The 11161-nt window shown below is 28.0% G+C and carries 11 protein-coding genes, 1 tRNA gene and 1 pseudogene; 3 read left to right on the top strand and 10 right to left on the bottom strand.

The window, feature by feature from the left end; genetic code table 11:
* A partial coding sequence (locus tag SOR77_RS06885; protein WP_320636401.1) for a hypothetical protein occupies positions 1 to 402 on the top strand: 402 nt, incomplete at its 5' end.
* On the opposite strand, the gene SOR77_RS06880 is transcribed toward SOR77_RS06885, so the two are convergent.
* On the bottom strand, positions 395 to 1624 hold the full coding sequence (locus SOR77_RS06880) for an aminopeptidase (protein WP_320636400.1): 1230 nt from the start codon (positions 1622 to 1624) through the stop codon (positions 395 to 397). The genes SOR77_RS06885 and SOR77_RS06880 overlap by 8 nt on opposite strands.
* Positions 1625 to 1701: 77 nt before the next feature.
* Here SOR77_RS06880 and deoD point away from each other — a divergent pair, with 77 nt between their 5' ends.
* Together deoD and SOR77_RS06870 are read left to right on the top strand one after the other, a co-directional pair.
* Positions 1702 to 2397, top strand: a complete 696-nt coding sequence (gene deoD / locus SOR77_RS06875) for a purine-nucleoside phosphorylase (RefSeq protein WP_320636399.1) — start codon at positions 1702 to 1704, stop codon at positions 2395 to 2397.
* 8 nt (positions 2398 to 2405) lie between these two features.
* Positions 2406 to 2993 (top strand): helix-hairpin-helix domain-containing protein, encoded by a 588-nt coding sequence (locus tag SOR77_RS06870; RefSeq protein WP_320636398.1) that lies wholly within the window; start codon positions 2406 to 2408, stop codon positions 2991 to 2993.
* A gap of 174 nt (positions 2994 to 3167) precedes the next feature.
* Here SOR77_RS06870 and SOR77_RS06865 read toward each other — a convergent pair.
* From SOR77_RS06865 to SOR77_RS06825, 9 genes and pseudogenes are all read right to left on the bottom strand, one after another.
* Positions 3168 to 3244 (bottom strand) — tRNA-His (locus tag SOR77_RS06865).
* A gap of 464 nt (positions 3245 to 3708) precedes the next feature.
* A complete protein-coding gene (rph, locus tag SOR77_RS06860) occupies positions 3709 to 5019 on the bottom strand; it encodes a ribonuclease PH (protein WP_320636397.1) in 1311 nt (436 codons plus the stop codon).
* 93 nt (positions 5020 to 5112) lie between these two features.
* Positions 5113 to 6447 (bottom strand): N-acetylmuramoyl-L-alanine amidase, encoded by a 1335-nt coding sequence (locus SOR77_RS06855; protein WP_320636396.1) that lies wholly within the window; start codon positions 6445 to 6447, stop codon positions 5113 to 5115.
* Between the two features lie 56 nt (positions 6448 to 6503).
* Positions 6504 to 7481, bottom strand: a complete 978-nt coding sequence (locus SOR77_RS06850; RefSeq protein ID WP_320636395.1) for an AIR synthase related protein — start codon at positions 7479 to 7481, stop codon at positions 6504 to 6506.
* Complete coding sequence (locus SOR77_RS06845) at positions 7468 to 8715, bottom strand: hypothetical protein (protein WP_320636394.1); 1248 nt, start codon at positions 8713 to 8715, stop codon at positions 7468 to 7470. The genes SOR77_RS06850 and SOR77_RS06845 overlap by 14 nt, the downstream gene beginning before the upstream one ends.
* Complete coding sequence (locus SOR77_RS06840) at positions 8712 to 9401, bottom strand: prepilin peptidase (protein ID WP_320636393.1); 690 nt, start codon at positions 9399 to 9401, stop codon at positions 8712 to 8714. Before SOR77_RS06840 ends, SOR77_RS06845 begins: the two co-directional genes overlap by 4 nt.
* Entirely contained in the window at positions 9398 to 9772 is a 375-nt protein-coding gene (locus SOR77_RS06835; protein WP_320636392.1) for a type II secretion system protein, read from the bottom strand. Before SOR77_RS06835 ends, SOR77_RS06840 begins: the two co-directional genes overlap by 4 nt.
* Positions 9773 to 9781: 9 nt before the next feature.
* Positions 9782 to 10960, bottom strand: coding sequence for a type II secretion system F family protein (locus tag SOR77_RS06830; protein WP_320636391.1), 1179 nt, complete (start codon positions 10958 to 10960; stop codon positions 9782 to 9784).
* Positions 10957 to 11161 (bottom strand): annotated as a pseudogene (locus SOR77_RS06825) (type II/IV secretion system protein); the annotation flags it as partial. The gene SOR77_RS06830 and the pseudogene SOR77_RS06825, both read right to left, overlap by 4 nt.

Below are 11161 nucleotides of genomic sequence, written 5' to 3'. Positions count from 1 at the left end.
TTAATCTATCTTGAAAAATCCCTAAATATAGTCGAACAAATAGAAGATAATATAAACTTCAAAATTCAAAATTATGATTTTAGAATTGAAACACTAGATTTTAAAAACAATTTTTTAACTATCTTAGGACAAACTAGTTTTGAAAAAGATTTAGAAATAAATTCTTTCTACCATTTTATAAAAGTTTCAAAAAATAATTTCAAACTCACTATTGAAGTTAAGGACGGAAAATATTCAGATGACGAACTTGTTTTTTATGTGTTAAATAAAAATAACGGGCTCACAAATCTTTCAAAGATTGCAAGCCCATCACAAATTCATTTGCTATATTATAAAACACCACTTTGGGAGAATATATTGTCTTTATCAAAATACTATCTAAGCTCTCTATTCACTATATGACAAAATTTCCATCCTTGAAGATTTGAACTGATTTATCTCCTTTATAAGCTGTTATCTCAGTAGTCGCATCTCCTATCATGAAATCCACGTGCACTAGAGAATCATTTGCCCCCGCATTTATCAATTCCTCATCACTCATTATGTCTCCATTCTTTATGCTCGTTGGATAAGCTTTCCCAAGAGCTAAATGGCATGCTGCATTTTCATCATATAGAGTTTCAAAGAACAATATTCCTGAATTTGAAATTGGAGAATCATAAGGAACAAGTGCAACTTCACCAATTCTTGAAGCTCCCTCATCAGTTTCCAAAAGATTCTTCAAAGTTTCGTATCCCTCTTTAGCGTCAAAATCTATTACTTTTCCATTTTCAAATTTTAAATAAAATTCATCAATTAAGTTTCCATTATAATTTAAGGGTTTTGTAGAATAAACTATTCCATCAACACCTTCTCTATGAGGTAGCGAAAAAACTTCTTCTGTAGGTATATTAGCTACAAATTCTTCACCTGTTTTAGCATATTCACTTGCCCCTGCGAAAATATATCCCTTTGGAAGTTTAACTTTTAAATCAGTACCTTTTTTAGATTTAAAATGTAGCATCTCAAACTCATTTTCATTTAAAAAGTTCGACCACTTTTTTAAATTATTAATATGCTCTTCCCAAGCTTTTTCAGGTTCTTCCAAATCAACCCTTGCAGTTTTGAAAATAGCATCCCACAATTTTTCAACAGCTTCATCATCACTCAATTCAGGATATACAGACTTAGCCCATTCAACAGTTGGTGCCCCAACTACAATCCAAGAAGTTTCGCTATTCATCATCCTCTTATTTACTTCTTTTAAAGCTTTTGATCTTGCCAAAATAGTTTTTTGTAGTTTATCAGAATCAACTCCCTTTAACCCATTTGGATCAGTGCCTATGACTTTTACATACTTAGCCTTGTTGTCCAATAAATACAATTGCTCATCTATTACATAATCCGGTACAGTTGTCAAAACTTCTAAAGGAGACTTTTGATATTTTAGCTTTGTAAATTTTTGATCATTATATTGAATTTTTACATCCTTTGCTCCAGCAGCATAAGCTTCTTCGGCTATATATCTTAAAAATTCATAATTAACAACTTCTCCGGAAATTGAAACCATGTCCCCTTCTTTAACTTTTATTCCCATATTTATTATTAACTTTGCATATTTTGCCAATTTTTTTTCGAATGTCATTAAATCACCTCTTATTGATTATATCATATTGCCTCTACTACTTTAATATTATAAAATACACTTAAGGAGATGATTTTATGACACCACATATAAATGCAAAAGAAAATGCATTTGCAAAAACTGTACTGATGCCCGGAGACCCTTTAAGAGCAAAATTCATAGCTGAAAACTATTTGGAAAACGTATCTCTAGTTAGTGATGTACGAAATATGTTTGGATACACTGGAGAATACAATGGAAATAAAATTTCTGTCATGGGTAGTGGAATGGGAATTCCATCTATCGGTATATATGCTTATGAGTTATATAAATTTTATGGTGTTGAGAACATTGTTAGAGTTGGTTCTTGTGGAGCTTATTCAAAAGACCTAAACTTGTACGATATAATTCTTGCGCAAGGAGCTTGTACAAATTCTGCCTTCCAAGAAAATTACAAACTCCCTGGAACTTTTAGTGCTATAGCAGATTTTGATTTACTACTATCAGCTTACAACAATGCTAAAAATTTAGGAATTACAACTCACGTTGGAAATGTACTTTCATCAGATGTATTCTACCAAGACGATATAGATGCTTGGAAAAAATGGCAATCAATGAACGTTTTGGCAGTTGAGATGGAATCCTACGCACTTTATGCAATAGCTGCTAACTTAGGTAAAAAAGCTCTTACAATTCTAACAGTTTCCGACTCATTAATTACTCACGAAGAGACAACTGCTGAAGAAAGACAAAACTCTTTTACAAAGATGATGGAAATTGCACTTAACCTATAGGTGTTGAAATGAACTTTAAAAAAAATAAAATTTTAATTGTTGTGCTTGTCGTTGTAGCAATGTTCGCAGCTAAAATATATGTTGATGTGAATTCAGAATTTAAATATCAACCAAATCTTTTAATAGATAATTCTGACGAAATTTCTGATGAAGAATCTGAACCTATGCCAGAAGAAATACCTAATAAAGAAATTTATGTACACGTTGCAGGCCGTGTTAAAAGTCCAGGTCTTGTAAAACTCCTTCCAGAATCAAGAGTTATTGACGCAGTTAACGCTTGCGGTGGAATGTTTGATGATGCAGATATAAATAATATTAATTTAGCTAAAAAGTTATCTGATGAAGACAGAATTTATATTCCGCATATAGGTGAAGTGGAAGAATCAAGTTCAAGCAACAGCAACCTTGGAAAGATAAATATAAACACAGCTTCTAAAGAAGATTTAACTAAATTACCAAATGTTGGTGAAAAAACAGCTCAGAGTATTATAAAATATCGTGAAAAAAATCAGTTTAAAAAAATTGAGGACATTATGAATGTTCCAGGTATTGGAGAAAAAACTTTTGAATCGCTACAAGATTCTATTTCTGTTTAAAATTAAAACTCTTTAAACTATAGAATCCTAATTTTAAACATATTTTATTCTCTAAAAATTTTAGTATTCAAAAATATACTATATAAAAAGATATATAAATAAACTTTAATTTTTGCAAAAAAATAATGGCCTAAATAAGCCATCTCAAAACATTTTATACTGTTTTAAATTTTATGGGGTGGATAGTGGGATTCGAACCCACGATCTCAAGTGCCACAAACTCGCGCCCTAACCAACTAGGCCATATCCACCAAAACCGATAACAATATATTAACAAAATTTAATAAGTATGTCAAATGTTTTTTATTTGAATTATTTCCAAAACCTATCTTTTTTTCAAAAATTGTGTACAGATTTATCGTAGAACTTACCTAAAGTTTAAAATCTCTGGAGATGTTTCTGTCTATTTAAAAATAATTTCTGCTTTTTCGATTAATAATTTTTTTATCTATATTTTTGAGCACACTAATATAAGAGCATATGTGATTTTGATCTTTATCTATTATCTATGCTATACAAGAGGCTATTTTTATAGTAATTTTAGATTTTTAAAATTCTACCACTATGAAATGTCTAAAATAAGACATTTCATAGTGGCGATTCTTATTTTATTGTATTCTATATTGTTATTGCTTCAATGGTTTTAGCAGGTAAAATTAATTTTTATAGTTAATATTTTTTATATCCCAAACAGAAAATCTATACTTGAACCACTTTATTTACTTATTTCATCTTCTATAAATTGTCTAAACTTTTTCAATGCATTTGACCTATGACTTATTTTATTTTTTTCTTCAGTTCCAAGTTCTGCAAAAGTTTTATCATATCCTTTTGGAATAAATATACTGTCATATCCAAATCCTGCATAACCTTTTTCTGATTTAGTTATATCTCCCTTACATATTCCTTCAAAAAAGATTTCTTCATTATTTTCACCAATATAAGCTATGACTGTTTTAAATTTAGCTTTTCTATTACTGGTTTTTTCTAAATTCTTAAGAAGTAGTTTTCTATTTTCTGTATCATTATGGTCAAATTTTTCATTATACCTCGCTGATTTTACTCCGGGTTCTCCATTTAACTCATCTACAAAAAGTCCTGTATCATCTGCTATAACTGCATAATTCGTATATTTTTTCATTTCTACAGCTTTTAAATGTGCATTACCTTGCAATGTATCGGAGTTTTCTTCAACTTCTAAATTTGATTTTAAAATTTCGGATTTAGTTAATATCTGAATATCTAGTCCTTCTAGAATTTTGTTTATCTCTTCAACTTTATGTGCATTGTCTGTCGATAAAACTATTTTTTTTGCTTTCTTGGTTGCTTTTTCTTGAATCTCAAATATTTTATTGAAAGATTCCTTTGATAAATCCAATAATTGATTTAATCTATCTAAAGAAAAAGGGATACCTTCTGCCGTACCTTGAATTTCAACAAATTCAAATCTATCATTTATTACTAAGTTTAAATCTACATCAGCTTTCGAATCTTCTTTATAGCACAAATCTACTAGATTTTCTCCATTGACTACCCCTACAGACAAAGCTGCAATTTTACTTATAATTGGGTCTTCCTTAAAAATTCCCTTTTCAATATATTTATCCACTGCTAATTTTAATGCAACATATGCCCCATTTATGCTAGTTGTTCTAGTTCCCCCATCAGCAGATATTACATCGCAATCAATCCATATTGTTCTCTCACCAATTTTTGAAAGGTCTATAGCCTGTCTTAAGCTTCTCCCGATTAATCTTTGTATTTCTTGACTTCTTCCGTCAATTTTACCTCTTGAAGAGTCTCTAACTTTTCTTGTATCTGTTGAGCCGGGCAGCATAGAATATTCACTTGATAACCAGCCAGTATTTTTCCCTTTTAAAAAGAAAGGTACTTTATCTTCTATCATTGCTGTACATATAATTTTTGTATTTCCACATTCTATCAAAACAGAGCCATCTGGATGATTTAAATAATTGTTTTGTATTTTTATATTTCTCATTTCATTATTATTTCTGTCTTTTCTCATATTCCCTCCAAAAAGAAAAGAGGTCGATGACCTCTTTTAATAGAATTTTAAGTTCTTGGTCTAACCATAATTTTATGTTGGTTAAAAACCTCTTTATTCTACATACTTATCTACATAGTTATTTATTCCCTGATAAACACCTTCAACTAATTTATCTATATATTCATCATCTTTAATTTTATCTAACTCTTCTAAATTAGATAAAAATCCAAGTTCAACAAGAGCCGCTACTGTGTTAGTTTTATTTAAAACTAAATAACTCGAACCATCTTTAGCACCTCTGCTCTTTGCCCCTGTAACTGATATTACAGCTTTTTGTATTTCTTGAGCAAAAGGTTTTTGCTCAACAGATTTTATACCAACAGTTTTTTCACTAGCATAAAAAGTTTCCACTCCACTAGCTTCTGTATTTACAGAACAATTGAAATGAATTGATAAAAATAATTCTGCTTCCGAATCATTTGAAATCCCTGCTCTATCCAAAAGTTCAATATAGACATCACTATCTCTAGTCATTATTACTTCATAGCCTTTACCTTTTAATTTTTCAGATAATCTTTTAGCAACTTTTAAAGTAGGGACTTTTTCCATGTACCCATCTTTACTAAGTCCGCCACTATCCTTGCCGCCATGACCTGCATCTAAAACTATTGTAACTTTACCTTTTTTCTTAAGAGTCTTTGAAATATTTCTCTTTTTTTGAGGCTCTACAAGTTGTTCTGCCTTGTCAAGTTCTTTCATTTGTTTGAGTTCATTTTCTGACCTAAAGCCATCTGTCTTTTTAGGTTTAACTATTATACCATTTTTTGTATCATTTATAGTCAATGCAGCAGCTTTTTTTTGAGAATTTTCCTTACCACTTGTTTTAGAATCAACTTTAATCTCTTTTTTATCATTAGTCTTAGATTCAGACGTTTCTTGACTTATAAGTTTAGCTTCTTTAGTAGTTACTATTGCAGTCTGAGATTCTTGATCCCAAAAAACTGAATATCCAAAAGTCTCTGATAAAAATCTTAGTGGTACCATAGTCTTTGTCTCGTATTTAGGAGTTGAGTACGTTGCAAATTTAGGTATAGAATCTTTTGAAATTGTATTTTTAACATTGTCTATATAAATTACATCAGAATCAATCTTCATCTTTATAGACTGCTTTTTATTTTCTATAGTAGCACTATTTGTTTTATTATCCCAAGATACTTTTGCTCCTAAGCTTTCTGTAAGCTCTCTTATAGGTACAAAAGTTCTGCCATCTATAGTATAAGCCGTATAATCAACTTTTAAAATTTCTCCATCAACTTTTACATTAACTTTATTTACTTGCATATTTTTATTATCAATTTTTATATTAAGTACATTATTAGCATAAATATTTGTCGGTATAAAAATAGAAATAATAAACACAAATAATATAATTCGTTTATATTTCATAATTCCCCCTTACTCTATAATTTATACCACTTATCAAAAACTTTTTCAAATGTTACTTAAAATATCTTGTATAGCTCATCCACTGTTGTATTTTCTATTAACTTATTTACTTTAGATATTATCTCTACTCCACTTCCATCAGTGACATATCCTATGTTAGTTACTTTTATATTTTCATACCCACATTTTGTTTTGAAATTTTCAAAATCCTTTTCACCAAAAACCATAATTAATGAACCACTTGAGATAAGCCTGTATGGATCTAAAGAAAGTTCACTACAAATTTTTTTACTCACTTTTTTTAAAGGAATTCTTTCTTTCTCAATAATAAATTTTTTCTTTAAGAACTCACTGCTTTCCCAAAGAGCACCATATACACCACCCTCTGTTATGTCATGCATAAATTTAACATTATTTTCTTTTGCTAGCATTGCTTCTTTCACGATAGAAATACTTTCTCCCATCTCATCTATTTCTTTAATTTCCGTTTCAGTTAAATTTAATAAACCCTTCTTTTCGTTTGTCACTATATATGTGCCTTCCATTGCTATATACTTAGATACACAAACTATATCTCCATTTTTAACTAATTTTTTATTTAGCACAGAATTTCTATTTAACTTTCCAACCACAACCGATGTCACTATTATCTTATTCACAGCATCAGTTATTTCTGTATGTCCCCCTATAATGTCAATATTAATTTTTTTACATTCATTACTTGCTTCTATCATAACTTCTTCTAAATCTTTTAGTTCACAACTTGGCGGAGCAAGAACACTTAATAATATACCTATTGGGGTAGCCCCTTCTGTCACAACATCATTACAAGATATATTCACAGATAGCTTACCTATGCCACAATTAGTTCCGGTAATTGGGTCTATTGATAGAACTACTAAATCGTCCTTTAAATCTACAACTGCTGTATCTATCCCTATATCTGATTTTTTTAAAACTTCTTCTCTACAATTTGAAATATGTTTAAATATATGCTCTTTTAATTCATCATCTGTTAACTTACCTATCTTCATCTAAATCCCTCAATCCAACTTCAATTTCAAAATACAAGTATCCATTTCTTACAGAACTTGAAATCAGCTTTATATTTTTTTGTTTTTTTAGCAAATCTTCTAAAACTGCTGTAGAATTTGCAGCTCCTTTTATTGTAACTCTATTTTCTAAAAATTTATATTCCTCAAAAAATATTTCAGTATTACTTATATTTTCAAAATTCTCAACTAATGATTCAAACTTTTTATTGTATCCTTCAATCCCTTTTTCATCTCTTTCTCTGTCATCTTTTAATGTATTGTTTTTATCTTTTTCTAAAGCTATTTCTTTTAAAGAATTTGAAAACTCCGTTTTTAATTTATTTTCTCTATTATTTAATAAAATAAATATGCATAGATTTAATAAAATTAATGCTCCAATTATTAAAAATATATTCACGCTATTTTTATTTTTACTCTTTATAAAATTATTTTTTAAATTTATATCATCAATCTCTAAATTTTTAAAAATATATTTTTTTGATAAACTCTCTATTGGCAAGTCTCCAAAGTATACGTATTGTTTTTCACTTGCAAATCTATCAAGCCAATTAATTCTTTCATATTTGAGATTTTGTAATAACTCATCAAGTTTTTCTACTATATCACTATCTATTCCAACAAACTTTTTCAGATATAAATTTGAAATATCTTCACCACTTAAATCATACATTTCAAATTTTTTTGCCAATTCATTTGAGAACATTTCCTTTTTTAAACCATTTTGAATAACTTTTATTCTATTTAACGAATAATTTATATAATTATTTTGAATTAAAACATCATCTATGTAGAATACTCCTTCTAATTTTAAGTTTAAATTTTTTGCTAAATCTTTATATTTATCTAAAAAAGATTTAGCTACCAGCCTTACGTTTACTAAATTTTCATCATATTCATATGTAAAATCATATTCACTCATATCTGTAGGCACTAATTTTTGTAGCTCATAATATATATACGACTCATACTCATCTTTTTTTATATTAGATACATCTATATCAAATTTTAAAAACTTAGATGAATTTACTAAAAATAAAACTTTATTTTTTATGTTTAAAGTTTCAATTTTTTTCTTCATCAAATAATATACATAGTTAGTATCTAATATTTCTCCATTTTCTATCAATTGAGGATACAAAACTATCTCATCCCTAAAATTGTTTAATATAAATATTTTTAAATCTTCAAATAAAAAAATTGTGTTTTTGTTCATAAAATCACCGTAAAAATTGCCATAGAAATAAACGGACAAAATGCCAATTCAAATTTTCTATCTTTTTTGTAAATAAAAGTTAGTATTAAAGCATATATTGCAGCAAGTATAAAACTATTTCTAAAGATTAGAAATCCATCCATATATGTTTTTGCATAAAAACCACTTATAAATCCCAATATGACATCAGCTTCTCCCATAACCGAAAATCTAGTAAATATATAAAATATTCCTCCTATTACACAAGAAACTAAAATTGAAACAATTGCTTCTCCTTCAAACAAATTTAATAAACTAATTCCAAATAAAATGCATAAATCTACAGAATATACTTCTTTCATTTTGAAATCAGTAAATGAAATACTTAATAAAAGTAATATTTGCGATAATAATATTATAAAATTATAGCTTAAACCATATTTAATGTACGCCAATATAAAACAAATTGGTGTTATAATTTCATATAAAAAATTTATAAAATCAATTTTTTCATTGCAATTTGAGCACTTTCCTTTTAATAAAATAAATGAAGCTATAGGTATATTTTCCAAAGGCTTTATTCTTGTATGACAACTTTCACATTCAGATTTTCCAAATATAAAAGATTTTATGTCATTCCTTCTATAATTGAAACAAGCTAGAGCCGATCCTGCTATAGCTCCTAATATAAATATTATAACTATCATTTTTCTACTGTGACTAATTGGTCTCCTTCTATTTTTACTTCTCCGGGAGTAACTGTAACATTACCATTTTTATCTATAGAAACACTAAATGAGTCTTTCTTAAGTGCTTTAACCGGTTTAGGAAACTTGCCTTCAAAATAAGGCGTCAAATTTTCTTGAGTTATTGCTCCAGTCGATTCCGGATTTTCAATCGAATACATTACTGCAGCATTTTTTAATTCTTTTACGTTTAAATTGTGTACTGCTGCTTGTGCAGATAGATTTGATTTAGTAAATCTAGGAATAGCTATTGCCACTAAAATCAAAAGTATGGCTATTACAACTACTAATTCAACCAATGTAAACCCCTTTTTCTTTTTTAAATTCTTCATAACTACCTCCTAACCAATATAGTTGACAACATCGAACATAGGAATTGCTATAGACAATACAACAAATCCAACAAAAATAGATAAAATAAGAATGATGATCGGCTCTATTAATGACAAAAACTTCTTTGAATCCATTTCTAATTTCTTCTCATAATAATCTTTTAGAGATTTTATAACTTTATCTACCGATGAAGCTTGCTCCCCCACCTTTAATATAGACAATGATATACTATCAAAAAATACAGATTCTTCTAATGACTCAGACAAATCAATTCCACTATATAACATTGCTATAGATTTTTCTATTTCTTTTTTCATATGTAGATTACTCATAGAATCTCTTGTAATTTCTAATGCACTTGACATAATGACTTTTGAATTTAACAAAAAACTCATCATAGAAATAAAATTATGTGTTTGAATTACTCTATAAAGCTTAAATTTTATTAAAAATTTTTCAAATTTAAACTTTCCAGATTCTGTTTTGAAATAAGTAAATAATGTTATCCCGACTAAAATTAATAAAGAGCTTATAATTAAAAAATTTGTTCTAAAAAAGTTTGAAAAACTTATTAATATTCTGGTTACTATAGGCAGTTCTACTCCTGAACTATAAAATATTTCAGTAAATGTAGGAAATATATACAGAACTAAAAAATTACTTATTATTACTGTTGAGATAAATAGAATAATTGGATATGTAAGTGCCGAATAAATTTTCTTTTTAAATATCTCTTTCTCAAAATAATAATTAGAAAGTTCTTTTAATATTAAACTTAAACTTGAAGATTCTTCGCCTATCTTTATCATATTTTCGGCAAACTTCGGACAAACCTTTTCATTGTTTAAAGATTCTGCTAAAGTAAATCCTCCAAGTATATTTTTGTAAACATTCTTTAAATGCTTAGCTTTTTGTTTTTCGTAGCTATTGGATAAAATCAAAACTGAATCCGGTACATTGAGTTTTGCATTTATCAAAATATATAACTGATAAAACATTATATACAAATCTTCATTTTTAAATTTTTTTGAAAATAAATCATCTAAATTTAGTTTAGATACAGGCTCTACTTTTATAATTCTCAAACCCATTGAAAGTAATTTTTCTTCACATTCCGATAAGCTAGCAGCCTCAATTTGGTTAGTTAATCTTTTATCTCCATCTAAAGCCGTATATTTGTAAATCATAAATCACCTACTGATTCAACATTTTTATACACTTCATCTAAAGAAGTCAAACCACAATCTACCATTGTTTCCAAACTATCTTTTAAAGAAACCATATTTTTAGAGCATAACTCTCTAAATTCTCTTAATGATACTTCTTTTACTATTGCTTCTTTCACCTCATCTGTTAATATTAAGATTTCAAAAACTGCAGTTCTTCCA

It is taken from the genome of Peptoniphilus sp. (genome assembly GCF_034090345.1).
Taxonomy (GTDB): Bacteria; Bacillota; Clostridia; order Tissierellales; family Peptoniphilaceae; genus Peptoniphilus.
This window is presented reverse-complemented; position numbering and strand designations above follow the sequence as displayed.

Excerpts from the sequence above, each read along its gene's own strand:
- SOR77_RS06880 (WP_320636400.1), bottom strand. The coding sequence starts at position 1,624 with ATGACATTCGAAAAAAAATTGGCAAAATATGCAAAGTTAATAATAAAT.
- deoD (WP_320636399.1), top strand. The coding sequence starts at position 1,702 with ATGACACCACATATAAATGCAAAAGAAAATGCATTTGCAAAAACTGTA.
- SOR77_RS06870 (WP_320636398.1), top strand. The coding sequence starts at position 2,406 with ATGAACTTTAAAAAAAATAAAATTTTAATTGTTGTGCTTGTCGTTGTA.
- rph (WP_320636397.1), bottom strand. The coding sequence starts at position 5,019 with ATGAGAAAAGACAGAAATAATAATGAAATGAGAAATATAAAAATACAA.
- SOR77_RS06855 (WP_320636396.1), bottom strand. The coding sequence starts at position 6,447 with ATGAAATATAAACGAATTATATTATTTGTGTTTATTATTTCTATTTTT.
- SOR77_RS06850 (WP_320636395.1), bottom strand. The coding sequence starts at position 7,481 with ATGAAGATAGGTAAGTTAACAGATGATGAATTAAAAGAGCATATATTT.
- SOR77_RS06845 (WP_320636394.1), bottom strand. The coding sequence starts at position 8,715 with ATGAACAAAAACACAATTTTTTTATTTGAAGATTTAAAAATATTTATA.
- SOR77_RS06840 (WP_320636393.1), bottom strand. The coding sequence starts at position 9,401 with ATGATAGTTATAATATTTATATTAGGAGCTATAGCAGGATCGGCTCTA.
- SOR77_RS06835 (WP_320636392.1), bottom strand. The coding sequence starts at position 9,772 with ATGAAGAATTTAAAAAAGAAAAAGGGGTTTACATTGGTTGAATTAGTA.
- SOR77_RS06830 (WP_320636391.1), bottom strand. The coding sequence starts at position 10,960 with ATGATTTACAAATATACGGCTTTAGATGGAGATAAAAGATTAACTAAC.